This is a genomic window from Pseudocitrobacter sp. 2023LY-00077, from assembly GCF_055796175.1.
The window spans coordinates 1-15,233 of record NZ_JBSPEI010000027.1; the positions used below are offsets into that span (position 1 = coordinate 1).

General features: G+C 46.8%; 12 protein-coding genes and 1 pseudogene. 8 read left to right on the top strand and 5 right to left on the bottom strand.

Annotated elements, in window-relative coordinates:
• Positions 1-203: 203 nt before the first annotated feature.
• The 4 genes from ACWWFX_RS23095 to ycgZ all read right to left on the bottom strand — a co-directional run bounded on the left by ACWWFX_RS23095 (position 204) and on the right by ycgZ (position 1,777).
• The gene (locus tag ACWWFX_RS23095) at positions 204-761 is read right to left on the bottom strand and encodes a helix-turn-helix transcriptional regulator (protein ID WP_473224865.1); all 558 of its coding nucleotides are present in this window, start codon (positions 759-761) and stop codon (positions 204-206) included.
• Between the two features lie 56 nt (positions 762-817).
• A complete protein-coding gene (locus ACWWFX_RS23100) occupies positions 818-1,084 on the bottom strand; it encodes a biofilm development regulator YmgB/AriR family protein (protein ID WP_276224603.1) in 267 nt (88 codons plus the stop codon).
• Between the two features lie 48 nt (positions 1,085-1,132).
• Positions 1,133-1,423, bottom strand: a complete 291-nt coding sequence (locus ACWWFX_RS23105) for a hypothetical protein (protein WP_473224866.1) — start codon at positions 1,421-1,423, stop codon at positions 1,133-1,135.
• 102 nt (positions 1,424-1,525) lie between these two features.
• Positions 1,526-1,777: a regulatory protein YcgZ gene (ycgZ, locus tag ACWWFX_RS23110; protein ID WP_276224608.1), complete on the bottom strand. Its 252-nt coding sequence runs from the start codon at positions 1,775-1,777 to the stop codon at positions 1,526-1,528.
• 320 nt (positions 1,778-2,097) lie between these two features.
• On the opposite strand from ycgZ, the gene ACWWFX_RS23115 reads away from it, so the two are divergent.
• From ACWWFX_RS23115 to ACWWFX_RS23150, 8 genes are all read left to right on the top strand, one after another.
• Positions 2,098-3,318, top strand: a complete 1,221-nt coding sequence (locus ACWWFX_RS23115; protein WP_276224610.1) for a diguanylate phosphodiesterase — start codon at positions 2,098-2,100, stop codon at positions 3,316-3,318.
• Positions 3,319-3,546: 228 nt separating this feature from the next.
• On the top strand, positions 3,547-4,278 hold the full coding sequence (locus ACWWFX_RS23120) for a MerR family transcriptional regulator (RefSeq protein ID WP_276224612.1): 732 nt from the start codon (positions 3,547-3,549) through the stop codon (positions 4,276-4,278).
• Positions 4,279-4,587: 309 nt separating this feature from the next.
• A complete protein-coding gene (locus tag ACWWFX_RS23125) occupies positions 4,588-10,008 on the top strand; it encodes an ECSE_1600 family autotransporter (protein ID WP_473224867.1) in 5,421 nt (1,806 codons plus the stop codon).
• 200 nt (positions 10,009-10,208) lie between these two features.
• Positions 10,209-10,367: a YqaE/Pmp3 family membrane protein gene (locus ACWWFX_RS23130; protein WP_015964394.1), complete on the top strand. Its 159-nt coding sequence runs from the start codon at positions 10,209-10,211 to the stop codon at positions 10,365-10,367.
• 177 nt (positions 10,368-10,544) lie between these two features.
• A complete protein-coding gene (gene hipB / locus ACWWFX_RS23135; RefSeq protein ID WP_276224616.1) occupies positions 10,545-10,811 on the top strand; it encodes a type II toxin-antitoxin system antitoxin HipB in 267 nt (88 codons plus the stop codon).
• A complete protein-coding gene (locus ACWWFX_RS23140; RefSeq protein ID WP_473224868.1) occupies positions 10,811-12,130 on the top strand; it encodes a type II toxin-antitoxin system HipA family toxin in 1,320 nt (439 codons plus the stop codon). The genes hipB and ACWWFX_RS23140 overlap by 1 nt, the downstream gene beginning before the upstream one ends.
• A 414-nt stretch (positions 12,131-12,544) precedes the next feature.
• The gene (locus ACWWFX_RS23145; protein WP_473224869.1) at positions 12,545-13,513 is read left to right on the top strand and encodes a hypothetical protein; all 969 of its coding nucleotides are present in this window, start codon (positions 12,545-12,547) and stop codon (positions 13,511-13,513) included.
• Between the two features lie 111 nt (positions 13,514-13,624).
• A complete protein-coding gene (locus ACWWFX_RS23150) occupies positions 13,625-14,425 on the top strand; it encodes a trypsin-like serine protease (protein ID WP_473224870.1) in 801 nt (266 codons plus the stop codon).
• Positions 14,426-14,449: 24 nt separating this feature from the next.
• On the opposite strand, the pseudogene ACWWFX_RS23155 reads toward ACWWFX_RS23150, so the two are convergent.
• Positions 14,450-15,012, bottom strand: a pseudogene (locus tag ACWWFX_RS23155) (helix-turn-helix domain-containing protein); the annotation flags it as partial.
• Positions 15,013-15,233 lie beyond the last annotated feature (221 nt).

Genomic DNA, 15,233 nt, shown 5'->3' on the forward strand with positions numbered 1-15,233 from the left:
CTTTACCTGCCACGGATCGGACAGGTTGAGAATATGAGCGTAGAGGGACTTTTCGTCCATGGCGGTGACCTCTGGCGATTAAATACACCATTATCATGCCTTCAGCCACCACAACAAGGGAAGACCCTTATGCATACAGCTTACCGGGCGGGAAGGTAATGTCAATCCTCTGCCCGGTGCTGTGGAGATGCATAACCGTGTCCTTACGCGCGCTGATCCGTCAGCCAACTTTTAAACACGTCCGTGCGCAATGTTTGCATGAAATCGATGTTGCCCGAACAACCCAATTTTTTAATAAGATTGGTACGCATCTGATAAACCGTCTTAATATGGACGTTAAGATTTTCCGCCATTTCGATAATCTTCTTGCCGTCAGACATCTGATCGAGCAGGGTGGTTTCTCGTGCAGAGAGCTTAACTTTTTGCTCAATATGGCAGTGGTCTTCATTCTTTTTACGCAAGCTTGTCAGGAATTTCACAATTTCTTCGGCCGATGTCTTTGATGAAATATGGTTTACGGAAAAAGAATCGAGGAAATTATATCGCTGACCATCGCTCAGCAAAATAAACCGATGCGTGCGCAGATCGTAATTATGTCGTGCTACATTGGCATACTGACTTGCGGAAAAAATCACGTAGCGAATATTTTGGCGATCTAATCTGACGTCTTTAAGTACTTCACGCAAACCATATTCAAGGAAATTGTCATCCAGCCAGAGATCGACCAATTCCAGTTTAACAGGGCACGCTTCACCGTTCATAATGACTCCACATTAAAAAAGAATTGTTTAAACAAAGCACATCATCAGCTCATGATTCAGATATCATCGAGCGTATGATCCACCACAATTTCCAGCGTCTTACGGATGACGTCGGCAGAAACCACGTTATCCGTGCATTCGAGAGATTGAATCAGCGTAGCGATAATGTTTTTGTTGTTGATGGTTTCCCCAGCAGCCATCAGATGGCGAACCGCGCCACCGAGGATTTCTGCTTCATCAGCTAACATATCACCGGCCTTAAGGAAGTGTTCGGACAATGCTTTATTCTGAATAGATTGGTAGAAATCATATTGCTGTAACATAGCGGTTCTCATCTGTTGGTTGCGTGAGTGTTTGTCATTGAAAATGTTTCAATGAATATTCTTGTTTATTTCATTCATCGAAAGTTCCTTTCTACCGTCTGTGCGGTGTTTAACGCCTCTGTGGCCAGCGGAATCCGCTTCTTTCGATTCTCTATATTTCTGAATATCGCTAATGGCAGATTGCAATGCCGTTAGACGTTCGGTATCTATTTCTCGTCGTCGCATCGTATTCAGCTCATTTAACAATGCCTGAGAATTAACCGGCTTTTTATTTATAATGAGCGTAAGGGTAGCCTCACCAATTAAAGTGTCTGTAAGTTTTTTATTACTACTATTCATAACAACTGTCTCTTACTGCCGTGCAGCTCAAAAGAGGGTGACAGCATTAAGTTGTCTCAGGCTGAATATTTATCGGAATTCCGCGCTGAGCAAAAATCTCCCTTATGAATTACGGTTTTCAAACAACAAACCAATCAGTGTGTTGTAGTGCTTCTCTTCTTCCATGCCAGAAGCGTTTTCCAGGCGGTTAAGCAATTTTGTACACAAAGACTTACGATTCAGGTTTTTGCCCGCGCTGAGGATTTCGACCACGATCTGCCCCAGAGTTTCCTGTTGAGTAGGAAGGGCAGCTTTACCGAAGTAGCTGGAAATGGCACTGGCTGAATCCACGGTGTATTGACGGTTCTGCTGCATGTGTCGCTCCTGTTAATGACGTTATCGTGTATCGATTTGCGTTAACAAACTCATAAAAATTGTACATAAATACTGTACAAGTGATGCATTAATTTTTAGCAATAAATGCTATTCGTTATATATCAGTTAGTTAAATGTTATACACGACTAGCGCACCAGGAATTATCTGTACAAGAGACAACGGCGTACTTACCTTGAAAAAGGAACACGGCAGAAGTGTTGGTTTTAATCGGAAGTAATGTTAAATCAATGTATTAAATCGAAAGCTATTTCATCGCGTATCTGCTAATGTTGAGAAAAATTCCTTTTCCGGAACCGCTATGCTTACCACGATTATTTACCGCAGCCATTTGTGTCACGACGTCCCAGTTAAAGCGCTGGAGGGTATGGTAGCAGCAGCCAACATTAAAAATGCTGAGGCAAATGTCACAGGGATACTCCTTTTTAATGGCACGCATTTCTTCCAGTTACTGGAGGGGCCGGATGAGCAAGTCCGCCGAATTTATCAGGATATTGCGCAGGACCCACGCCACTATAATCTGGTAGAACTTCTTTGCGATCATGGGCCTACGCGGCGGTTTGGTAACGTAGGCATGGAGCTCTTTGACCTGCGTGAACATGCTCGTGAAGAGGTTCTACAAACGGTGCTGGATAAAGGCACATCGCCGTATCAACTCACTTACAACGATCGCGCGCTGCAGTTCTTTCGCACGTTTGTTGAATCGACAGAGAAGGGCAACTATTTTGAAATTCCTCCCGCGGATGCCTGGGATTTCGTGGTAACAGAGGTTAGTGATGATTTAGGTCCTTATAAAGCCTCTTCCGCAGCCCACTACACACTGGCGTTACAGCCGATCATTGACCCGCTTGCCCAGGATATTATTGCCCTTGAGGCGCTGATTTTTACCCCACAAGGGGAAATGACAGATGCCTACTTCACCGGTTTGCAGGGTGATGAAATCTATGAAGTGGATCTCGCCAGCAAGAAGGTTGCCTTCGAAATGGTACGCGAGCGCGATCTGCGTGGGCAGATTGTTTCGGTCAATCTGTTACCGATGACCCTGGTGAAAATCCCGGGTGCGGTAGATTATCTGCTTCATGAGATTAAAATTAACGGACTCGTGCCGGAACAGGTTGTGGTGGAATTTACCGAGCACGAGGTCGTCTCAGGCATAGAAGAGTTTACCGCTGCGGTAAGAGTGCTGAAGTCTGCGGGAATTAGTGTCGCTATCGATAACTTTGGCGCGGGGTTCGCCGGTCTTCAACTGCTGGCACAGTTCCAGCCGGACCGTATAAAGATCAATGCCGAATTGATTCGCGATGTTCACAAAAGTGGGCCGCGCCAGGCGATTGTTCAGGCGATTATCAACTGCTGTCGGTCACTTGAAATCGTGGTTTCGGCGCTGGGCGTGGAGAAACCGGAAGAGTGGATGTGGCTCGAGTCTGCGGGTATTTCTCATTTCCAGGGCGACCTGTTTGCCAAACCCTATTTGCAAGGCGCTCCGGCAATTGCCTGGCCTGAGAAGAAAGGTTTTTTGTAAGGCTGTACAACTTTCCCTTTTCGTTCTTACCCTTTTGCCTCGCAGAAGGGTAAGCCTCACCTGATTTCCCGTCTTTCCTCTTGATAAATCACCTCTTTTATTGTTTGTTTAATAAAAGTTAACGACTTTCATACTCATCCCTGTCAAAAAGGCTGTACAATAAACGGTAAGTTATACAGACGGTACAGAACATTACCCAGGGATGTAATGGTTGAGTTGCGAGGCGTTATGGCTTTTTACAGTATCGGCGACGTGGCCGAAAGATGCGGAATTAACCCGGTAACACTGCGAGCATGGCAGCGTCGTTACGGGTTACTTAAACCCCAGCGCAGTGAAGGGGGGCATCGCCAGTTTGATGAAGAGGACATTCAGCGCGTGGAAGAAATCAAGCGCTGGATTAAAAGCGGCGTTCCAGTCGGGAAGGTGAAAGCGCTTCTCGAAGAAAGCCGTACCATGACGCATGACGACTGGACCTATCTTCAGGAAGAGATGATGTCCGTATTGCGCTACGCTAATCCGTCCAAACTGCGCGCAAAAATTGTCGCCGCCGGGCGTGAGCATCCGGTTGATGCGTTGATTGATCACGTTTACGGGCCCGTTCGCCAGCGTCTCAGTCTTGATCACAATACTGCACGTATTATGTGCAGCATGTTAGATGGTGTACTGATTGAATATGTCGCCTCCACGCTGACAGAACGTCGACGTAAAGCAGGGAAAGAGGCGTTGCTGATCGGTTGGGAAATTGATGACCGTGTACGACTCTGGCTGGAAGCATGGCGACTTTCTCAGTCTGGCTGGCATATTTCCGTTTTGGCAGAGCCGCTTGAATCACCACGTCCTGAGCTTTTCCCTGGACAAACGTTATTCGTCTGGACAGGCCTTACACCGACCAGACGGCAGCAAGAACTGTTACAGCACTGGAATGAGCAAGGTTACGCCATAACGTTTCACCAGCCCTGATGGACCGCACTGCGGTCTTTTTATTTTTTTAGCAATTAGTGCTATATGCGTGTTATTTTTTATCTGCATTAATCTCATCTCCGGTTGTAATATTCTTACCCGCCACTGATTTAATCATTACGCTATAAATATTTAATTAAGATTTACGCCATTTTAAATTTTCAGTCTCTTATTCTGATATTTTTCCGCGAGTTGACAGCTTTTTTCTGCCAGATGACACTCAATATAGACTGTTTATAAATCAATAAGTTCTTACCTCTTACTATTCATCTCTTTCGTGGCTGTATTGTTTGTATATGGAGCGTTTATATGAACAGAATTTATCGCGTGATATGGAATAGCACTCTGCGTGTCTTTCAGGTCTGCTCGGAATTAACCCGCCGGGTAGGCAAAACATCGACGGTTAATCTACGTAAATCTCCAGCCGTGACCACAAAAATCAGCACCCTGGCGCTGAGCGTGTTGCTGGCGCTAGCCGGTACCGCGTCGGCTGCTCCGCTGACGGTTGATAATGGCCAGAGTGTGACTATCGATACTGCTGGTGCTTATGATTACTATCAGATCGGGTGGAATGGCACTGGAGAGCTTAATATTTTGACTGGCGGTGATCTTTCCTTAACCACTATTACAACCAGCGTCGTTGGCGGTAATGTGGGGGCTGAGGGTACCGTAAATGTTTTGGGTGGCATCTGGCGATTGTATGATGCTGGAAATAGAGCCTGGCCTTTAAATATCGGTCAATCAGGAAAAGGTACGCTTAATATCAGCAAGGCGGGTCACGTTGATGGGGGCTATTTAAGGGTAGGTTCTCTGGTTGGCGGCGTTGGGACGATTAATATTGAAGGAGAGGGCTCGGTTCTCACTACGGAGCTATTCGAAGTAGGAAGCTACGGTACGGGCTCATTAAATATTACGGATAAGGGTTACGTCAATAGTGTACAAGTTGCCATTGTAGGCTACCAGGCGGGCAGTAATGGCCAGGTTGTTGTCGAAAAAGGGGGCCAGTGGGAGATGCTAAATAATAATCTCTCAGTTGACTTCCAAATCGGCAATCAAGGGACCGGTGAAACGACTATTCGTGAGGGTGGCATAGTTACGGCTGGAGATACTTATCTCGGTGGCAATCCTACCGGTATCGGAACCCTAAATGTACAGGATCCAGATTCTGCAATCACGCTCAGCAGACTCTATAACGGATATTACGGTAACGGCACGATCAATATTTCCAATAGCGGCCTGTTAAATAACGGATATTTTGCATTACTTGGTGTTACTACCGGTTCCCGCGGCGTCGTCAATGTGACTGATAAGGGGCATTGGAATTTCCTCGGTTCTGGCGAAGCCTTCCGCTATATCTACGTCGGTGATGCTGGCGACGGTGAACTTAATGTCTCGAGTGGAGGTAAGGTTGATTCAGGTATTATCACGGCCGGGATGCAAGAGACAGGAACAGGCAGCATTAGCGTCAAGGATAAAAACTCCGTTATTACTAACCTCGGGACCAATGTCGGTTATGGCGGCTACGGGGAAATGGATATCAGTAATGATGGGCTTGTTGTCAGCAATGGTGGTAGCTCACTTGGCTATGGAGAAACCGGGGTCGGGAATGTCAGCATCACAACGGGGGGCTTGTGGCAGGTCAATAAGACTGTCTATACCAACATTGGCGTTAGTGGCGTCGGAAATCTCGATATTAGCGATGGCGGTAAGTTTGTATCGGAAAATATTGCTGTTTTGGGTGATAAAGCAAGTGGTACCGGCACGCTGAATCTGATGGATGAGGCCTCGTCCTTTAAGAGTGTGGGTCTTATTGTAGGTAATTCTGGTAATGGCAATGTAAACGTCAGTAATGGTGCAACACTGACGTCTTCTGGATATGGTTTTATTGGTTCAAATACCACAGGTAAAGGGCTCGTCAATATTTCAACGGGAAGCCTTTGGAATATCCTCAACGAGGCAGGTAATGGCCAATTGCTGCATGTCGGTGTCTCAGGAACCGGGGAACTGAATATTACCTCCGGCGGCGAGGTTAAGACCCGTGATACACAGATTGGCTCCAATGAAACAGGTAAAGGAAACGTCCTTGTTGATGGCCAAAACTCCCTTCTTGACACCCTGAATATGCTGGTAGGCGCGACTGGGGAGGGAACATTAACGCTTACGAATGACGGCACCCTAAATGTCGCTGGGGGAGAAATTTACTTAGGTGTCTTTGAACCTGCCGTAGGGACGCTCAATATTGGCGCGGCTCACGGTGAGGCAGCGGCAGATGCCGGGTATATCACTAATGCGACGAAAGTAGAGCTTGGACTGGGTGAAGGGGTCTTCGTCTTTAATCATACGAATAATAGTGATGCCGGCTACCAGGTCGATATGCCGATTACGGGTGATGATAAAGACGGAAAAGTGATACATGACGCAGGCCATACCGTGTTTAATGCGGGAAATACCTACAGCGGTAAAACGCTGGTAAACGGCGGTCTTCTGACGGTTGCATCTCATACGACTGACGGTATAACCGGCTTGGGGGCGAGTGAGGTGACTATTGCCAGCCCGGGTACGCTCGACATTCTCGCATCGACGAACAGCGCCGGAGATTACACGCTGACCAATGCGCTCAAAGGTGATGGTTTGTTGCGAGTGCAGCTGTCATCTTCCGACAGCATGTTTGGCTTTACCCATGCGACAGGAACTGAATTCGCCGGTGTTGCGCAAGTGAAAGACAGTACTTTCACTCTGGAAAGTGACAACACGGCGGCGCTTACCCACGCGATGTTGCAGTCTGACAGTGAAAATACCACATCGGTTAAAACGGGAGAGCAATCCATTGCAGGGCTGGCTATGAACGGCGGCACGCTCGTTTTCGATACGGATATTCCTGCCGCGACACTGGCAGAGGGCTATATCAGCGTCGATACGCTGGTGGCCGGCGCGGGTGATTATACCTGGAAGGATCGTACTTATCAGGTAAACGGAACGGGCGATGTGCTTATCGACGTACCTAACCCATGGAACGATCCGATGGCTAATAATCCGCTGACAACCCTCAATTTGCTGGAACAGGATGATAGCCATGTCGGCGTGCAACTGGTAAAAGCGCAGACCATTATTGGGTCCGGTGGCTCATTAACGTTACGTGATTTGCAGGGCGATGAGGTGGCGGCGGACAAAACGTTACATATTGCGCAAAACGGTACGGTGGTAGCCGATGGTAAATATGGTTTCCGCCTTACAACCGCACCTGGTGACGGCTTGTACGTGAACTATGGCCTGAAGGCGCTGAACATCTATGGTGGGCAGACGCTGACGTTAGCCGAACACGGCGGCGCCTATGGTTCAACGGCTGACATGTCGGCAAAAATCGGTGGTGGAGGGGATCTGGCGATCAATACGGTTCGACAGGTTTCACTTTCCAATGGTCAGAACGACTATCAGGGTGCCACATTTGTTCAGATGGGGACACTGCGTACCGACGCGGATGGCGTGCTGGGCAATACGCGCGAGCTCAACATCAGTAATGCGGCCATCGTTGATCTTAACGGATCGTCGCAGACGGTGGGAACATTCACCGGGCAGATGGGCTCGACCGTGCTGTTTAAAGACGGTTCTCTGACAGTGAATAACGGCGGGATGAGTCAGGGTGAACTGGCTGGTGGCGGAAACCTGAATGTAACAGGAGGAACGCTGGCCATTGAAGGGGTGAATGCGCGCTACAACGCCCTAACCAGCATTAGCCCGAATGCGGAAGTCAGCCTCGATAATGCGCAGGGATTGGGCAGTGGAAATATTGCCAATGACGGGCTGTTAACGCTGAAAAGTGTGATCGGCGAACTGCGTAACAGCATGAGCGGCAAGGGCGTCATGAGCGCAACCGCCGAAACTGACGTTGAACTGGATGGCGATAATAGCCGCTTTGCGGGGCAATTCAACATCGACGCAGGCAGCGCGTTGAGCGTCAATGAGCAGAAAAACCTGGGCGATGCTTCCGTTATCAATAACGGTCTGCTCACTATCGCCACCGAACGTGGCTGGGCGATGACGCACAGCATTACCGGCAGCGGTGATGTGACAAAACTGGGCACCGGGATCTTAACTCTCAACAACGATTCTGCAGCGTATCAGGGTACGACGGATATCGTGGGGGGTGAAATTGCTTTCGGTTCCGGCTCTGCCATTGATATGGCAAGCCAGCATATCAATATCCATAACAGCGGTGTCATGTCGGGAAATGTCACCACCGCAGGGGATGTGAACGTTATGTCCGGGGGGACACTGCGCGTCGCGAAAACCACTATCGGCGGCAACCTGGATAATGGCGGCACGGTTCAAATGAACAGCGAAGGAGGAAAGCCGGGCAATATACTGACCGTTAACGGCAACTATACCGGCAACAATGGCCTGATGACATTCAACACGACGCTGGGTGGCGATAATTCCCCCACGGATAAGATGAACGTGAAAGGCGATACTCAGGGCAATACGCGTGTTCGGGTTGATAACATTGGCGGCGTTGGCGCACAAACGGTAAACGGTATTGAACTCGTTGAAGTTGACGGTAATTCTGCGGGTAACTTCGCGCTGACCACAGGAACTGTAGAAGCAGGGGCTTACGTCTACACGCTGGCTAAAGGGAAGGGTAATGACGCGAAAAACTGGTATCTGACCAGTAAATGGGACGGCGTGACGCCACCGGATACTCCCGACCCCATTGATAATCCACCTGTTGTGGATCCGGAAGGACCATCAGTGGTTCGCCCGGAAGCCGGGAGCTATATTAGCAACATTGCCGCAGCAAATACGCTGTTCAGCCATCGCTTGCACGATCGTCTGGGTGAACCGCAGTATACCGATTCCCTGAGATCTCAGGATTCGGCAACCAGTATGTGGATGCGTCATGTCGGGGGGCATGAACGTTCCAGCGCCGGAGACGGCCAGTTAAAAACTCAGGCTAACCGCTATGTATTGCAGTTAGGCGGCGATTTGGCGCAGTGGAGCAGCAATGCGCAGGATCGCTGGCATCTCGGCGTCATGGCAGGCTATGCCAATCAGCACAGTAATACGCAAAGTAATCGTGTGGGTTATAAATCGGATGGGCGCATCAGTGGTTACAGCGCTGGGCTGTACGCGACCTGGTATCAGAACGATGCGGATAAGACCGGTGCTTATGTTGACAGCTGGGCCCTGTATAACTGGTTTGATAACAGTGTAAGTTCCGATAATCGTTCAGATGATGACTATCACTCTCGCGGCGTGACGGCATCTATTGAGGGGGGATATACCTTTGAGGCGGGAACGTTTAGTGGAAGCGAAGGGACGCTCAACACCTGGTACATTCAACCTCAGGCGCAAATCACCTGGATGGGTGTGAAAGATTCTGACCATACCCGGAACGACGGCACGCGCATTGAAACGGAAGGCGACGGAAACGTACAAACGCGACTTGGGGTGAAAACCTACCTGAACAGTCATCACCAGCGTGACGATGGCAAACAGCGTGAGTTCCAGCCTTACATTGAAGCGAACTGGATCTATAACAGCAAAGTCTACGCCGTGAAGATGGATGGGCAAACCGTAAGCCGCGATGGCGCGCGTAATCTGGGTGAAGTGCGTACCGGGGTTGAGGCGAAAATGAATAATAACCTCAGCCTGTGGGGGAATGTCGGTGTGCAATTAGGTGATAAAGGTTATAGCGATACGCAAGGCATGCTGGGTGTGAAATACAGCTGGTAACCCTAACAAGCCGCATGTCGTTAACGGCATGCGGCTTTAATATCTTGTTAAGCATTCCCTAATATTATGTTTTATGTGCCGAGTGTAGAAAACTCTGAATTATGTCCTCATCGCAGCGTAACTGGATGATTTAGAGTGCATTCTCGGCAGAGTCAGCTATGCTTAGTCATGTGCTATGAAGATGATAATAGGGAGTTAATATGGGATTCTGGAGAATCGTTATTACGATCATTTTGCCGCCGTTGGGTGTGTTAATTGGTAAAGGCTTCGGCTGGGCATTTATATTAAATATTATCCTCACGCTTCTTGGGTATATTCCGGGGTTAATTCACGCATTTTGGGTTCAAACTAAAGATTAACCTCAAACGGCGCATCAGCGCCGTTTTTTAATTCTTCTCTTCTATCCGCGATCGCGGATATCACCGCAATTATCCCGTGTAGCGGATAAAATGAGTTTACAGATTGACTTTATCCCCAAGAAGGGATAAAAATCTAAATATCCCTTTGCGCGGATAACTTTCCTGTGGACAAATGACATGATGAGCTTCCCGATGATCTACAGCCCAACACAATTAGCGAATGCAATGAAACTGGTTCGTCAGCAAAATGGCTGGACGCAGAGCGAGCTGGCGAAAAAAATCGGCATAAAGCAGGCAACCATTTCCAATTTCGAAAATAACCCTGACAACGCCACATTGACGACATTTTTTAAGATTTTACAGTCACTTGAACTCTCAATGACGCTATGCGAAACAAAAGACGCGGCGCCAGAATCTACTGACCAACAGGATCTGGAGTGGTAATGCCTAAACTCATAACGTGGATGAACAATCAACGGGTCGGTGAGTTGACGAAACTGGCCAACGGTGCGCATACGTTTAAGTATGCGCCGGAGTGGTTAGGCAATCGTTATGCCAGGCCATTGTCACTTTCGCTACCGTTGCAGGTGGGGAATATCACCTCGGATGCGGTATTTAATTTTTTCGATAACTTGTTACCTGATAGCCCGATCGTGCGCGACAGGATTGTTAAACGTTATCGCGCAAAATCAAAGCAACCTTTTGATTTATTGTCAGAAGTTGGCCGAGACAGCGTGGGCGCCGTGACGTTATTACCGGCGGATGAAGCGGTGACAAATCCGGTTATGACATGGGAAAAATTAAGTGAGGCAAAGCTTGAAGAGGTGTTGTCGGCTTATAAATCAGATATCCCGTTGGGCATGATTAACGAAGAAAATGACTTTCGTATCTCCGTCGCAGGCGCGCAGGAAAAAACCGCGCTGCTCAGAATGGGCGCTGACTGGTGTATTCCGAAGGGAATAACGCCGACGACGCACATTATCAAATTGCCGATTGGCGAAATCAGACAGCCCAATGCGACGCTCAATCTTAGCCAAAGCGTTGATAATGAATATTTTTGTCTACTGCTGGCGAAACAAGTTGGGTTGAATGTTCCCAGCGCCGAAATCATAAAAGCGGGAAGGGTGCGTGCGTTAGCGGTCGAGCGCTTTGACAGACGCTGGAATGCTGAACGGTCAGTTTTACTCCGCTTGCCGCAGGAAGATATGTGCCAGACATTCGGTTTACCGTCATCAGTCAAATACGAATCTGACGGCGGTCCAGGTATCGCGCAAATCATGGCTTTTTTGATGGGGTCCAGCGAGGCGCTGAAAGATCGCCATGATTTTATGAAGTTTCAGGTGTTCCAGTGGTTGATTGGCGCAACGGATGGCCATGCAAAAAACTTCTCCGTTTTTATTCAGGCTGGCGGCAGTTATCGGCTAACGCCATTTTACGACATCATTTCGGCATTTCCGGTTCTTGGCGGTACGGGAATACATATCAGCGATTTGAAACTGGCCATGGGGCTTAATGCATCCAAAGGCAGAAAAACGGCAATCGATAAAATTCATCCGCGACATTTTTTGGCGACAGCAAAAGCGCTGAAATTCCCGGAAGTACAGATGCGTGAAATTCTGTATGAGTTTGCAGAGCAGATACCCGCAGCACTGGATAGCGTGACGGCTGCATTACCGACAGATTTTCCGGAGAACGTGGCGATGGCAATCCAGACCAATGTGCTTAGGTTGTATGGGCGGTTAAGCCGGGAAATAGAGGAATGAACGGAATGTTGAAGGTGGCCTGAAAACCTTTCATGCTGTGTTAGGCATTGATACAGGGTGCTTTATCTGGGGAGCTTTGGTGCCCTTTGGGGAGTAAACTCTTCGATAGCACTAGTCGTTATCAAGCTCGTATTCACCGGGATTTGCTCAATGCTCCAGCTACCATGACAAATATTTAGTATCAAGTGCCAACGCTCTGGAATTAAATAATACTAAATCATGGTTTGCCGACTAATAAATAAACAAAGGAATGAATGATGTTTAACAAAAAGCTGTAAATAATTATGTTGTAACAAGTGGTGTGAATCGAGGTAACTCATTATTCGACATTAAAATTATAATGTAATAAGAATTGTTAATGACAAGCTTTAAAGAAAATAAATACCTCCTCAACTACAATGCATTGGAGTGAATATGAATATATCTTTTCTAAAAGAATATATTTACATTAAAAATACGGCCCGTAATGTGGTCTTGGTTAACGTGCTAATTATTTTGAGTGGTTGTAGTTCCATTCCTGATGTAACTGCCAGATATTATCAGACACAAACACAATACACTATTAAAGCAACCAGAACAGTTTCCTGCGATGATAATAATACAGTTCATTCAATTTTAACAGTGAGTCCAATTGCCGAATATTTTGCTGATTTAAATAGCCAGAAAGAGATAAAACTCTCAAATTTAAATGGAGTTTTTACCGATTCTGACATTGAATTTCAATTATATGATGATGGACGATTAAAATCTATCAACGGAACACAGACAGGACAAGGAGATAAAATTATCAAAGCGGCTGCAACCGTAGCAGCAACACTTGGAGCGTTTTCTACAAATGAGCCTCACCTGCAACCACAAGGGAAATGTGCCTTTATTAAAAAAATAGGTGGAGGGAAACCTATAACATTAGCATATGAAAAAATTGTAGACTTCATGTCTCCAACTAATGAAGAAATAGAGCCTGATGCTACAAGTCTACCTAATGCACGTCGGCTTTCTGTTCAGGTTCCACCTCTTTGTGTCAGAACCAGGAGAATGGGAGGGACAGCTAAACCTCCTGTAGGCTATCTGGAGAAAAAAGGAGACGTGGTAATTACCGCTCGTCAACCTGCAATTTATGATGTCATTATTGGTCTTAAAAAAGGAGAGTCTTGTGATGAAGAATTATGGCATGGGAAAGCAACAGTAAGCCAGATGGGGTTGGAGTATCAATTGCCGATTCCAAAGGCTGTCCTTTTTGGAACGCAAACACTTGAAGCAACATTTGCTGATTCCGGGGCATTACAAAAGCTCCAGTATGGAAATAACTCTGGCTCCTCAGAGGCTCTGGGTGCGGCTAATACGGTTATTATCGTTGCACAAGGTGAGTCAAAATCAGAATAGGTAAACATTGTTAGAGCCGATACCATCCTGAATAAAAGAACGACGACTCTAACATTGTACCGCCACCCAGAGAGTAAAAAATAAATTATTAACAGTTAGAGAATATTGCCAATGAAATATTACACATGCCTTCTGATTCAGATTTGTATATTCACCCCATATATAACATACGCTAATTTAACTTCAAAGCCACCAGTCATAAAATTTGGTTTAACAAATGAAATTGAAAAGCACTTTAATCCGTTTATTCTTAATGGTGTACCGTCTGACTATAAAAATGTTGCAATGATTTTAAGTAATGGGCTAGTTACTTGCACAGCCACACTCATTGGATATGAAACACTCGTAACTGCTGCGCATTGTATAAATAAGGAATTAATTAATAATGGGAAGATGGCGGTTGCCTTCGGTAAGCAATATACATCGGATGTTCCAACATATACTATTGTTGATGTCCATTATCCACCCAGTCGATTTTCAATGAAAAATGAAACTATGAACGATGATATCGCAGTTATTTATTTGAAAGAAAAAGTTATTCTTAGAAATGTAATTCCGGCTACATTGCACGCTGGTATACCTGATTGGGGAAGTATTAAAAATAAAGGAATTAATCTTAACTTTGTGGGGTATGGGTACAGTTCAGTAACAACACAAGATGTTGGTACTCAGCGCGAACGTAAATGGAAAATTTCAGACTATGATGAATATACTATATCGTTTTCAAGAATAAATAGCGGGCAGGGTGGTAGTACATGTCATGGTGACTCAGGAGGCCCTGCCTTCATTGAAACTACCGGACAAACACTTCTTGCAGGAATCATTTCCGGTGGAGATGACACTCTATGTTCATGGGGACACAATGTCCGGGTAGATAAATACTATAATTGGCTAATAACAAATATTTTATAATAGTGAGAGTTTTAAACCCCTATTTGTGGACTCAGATTTCACAAACAGGAGGTGCATGAGGCGACTGGTGGCATCGTCAACATAGACCAAAGCAGTACAGGGTCGACCCCGGTTTTCAAACCAATGGTGGTCGCGGACATCAATTTGTATCAGCTCGCCAGTACAAGGCCGCCGGTGACGAGGTTGATGAATTTTCGGTGCGCGTTGTCTGCGGGGGATCCAGAGTCCGGTTTTTATCATGAGGCGTCGGATGGTTTCCTTGCCAAGAATCAGACCGTGAACTTCCTCCAGCTTTTCCCGCGCCAGCGTGGGGCCAAAATCACATAATGCTCTCGGATTATACTGAGTGCCTGATCTGTGAGTGACCTTGGCAACAGACGGTTGTCAGTGCGGCCACGACTCTGGTTGTTCATGCCAAGCGGCCCAGACTGGCGATAACGCTTGAGCAACCAGCTGCAATGACGCGGCGTGATACCGAGCATTTCGGCTGCCTGGCCAGGGCGCAAATTGCGATCAATGACATCCTGAAGGATTTTGAGGCGGTTGATTTCTTTCACAGTGAACATCCCGGCGTCATGTATAGCCATAGAAACGCCTCATCAGGAAAAAGCGAGTCGTTGTCTAGACATATACAATGAGCCACAAATAGACATTAGCATTTAGCCTCTACAACATTGGTGCGCATAATGTATTGAACATGTTAAATGGCTGCACGAAGTGCGGACATTTAGCCTTCTGCACGCAACCATCAGGCGGTTACGAATAATTCTGGAATTACAGATACGCCCTCTACGTGATTAAATGGATG

Coding starts and splice junctions, on each gene's coding strand:
- ACWWFX_RS23095 (WP_473224865.1), bottom strand. CDS start 761: ATGAACGGTGAAGCGTGCCCTGTTAAACTGGAATTGGTCGATCTCTGG.
- ACWWFX_RS23100 (WP_276224603.1), bottom strand. CDS start 1,084: ATGTTACAGCAATATGATTTCTACCAATCTATTCAGAATAAAGCATTG.
- ACWWFX_RS23105 (WP_473224866.1), bottom strand. CDS start 1,423: ATGAATAGTAGTAATAAAAAACTTACAGACACTTTAATTGGTGAGGCT.
- ycgZ (WP_276224608.1), bottom strand. CDS start 1,777: ATGCAGCAGAACCGTCAATACACCGTGGATTCAGCCAGTGCCATTTCC.
- ACWWFX_RS23115 (WP_276224610.1), top strand. CDS start 2,098: ATGCTTACCACGATTATTTACCGCAGCCATTTGTGTCACGACGTCCCA.
- ACWWFX_RS23120 (WP_276224612.1), top strand. CDS start 3,547: ATGGCTTTTTACAGTATCGGCGACGTGGCCGAAAGATGCGGAATTAAC.
- ACWWFX_RS23125 (WP_473224867.1), top strand. CDS start 4,588: ATGAACAGAATTTATCGCGTGATATGGAATAGCACTCTGCGTGTCTTT.
- ACWWFX_RS23130 (WP_015964394.1), top strand. CDS start 10,209: ATGGGATTCTGGAGAATCGTTATTACGATCATTTTGCCGCCGTTGGGT.
- hipB (WP_276224616.1), top strand. CDS start 10,545: ATGATGAGCTTCCCGATGATCTACAGCCCAACACAATTAGCGAATGCA.
- ACWWFX_RS23140 (WP_473224868.1), top strand. CDS start 10,811: ATGCCTAAACTCATAACGTGGATGAACAATCAACGGGTCGGTGAGTTG.
- ACWWFX_RS23145 (WP_473224869.1), top strand. CDS start 12,545: ATGAATATATCTTTTCTAAAAGAATATATTTACATTAAAAATACGGCC.
- ACWWFX_RS23150 (WP_473224870.1), top strand. CDS start 13,625: ATGAAATATTACACATGCCTTCTGATTCAGATTTGTATATTCACCCCA.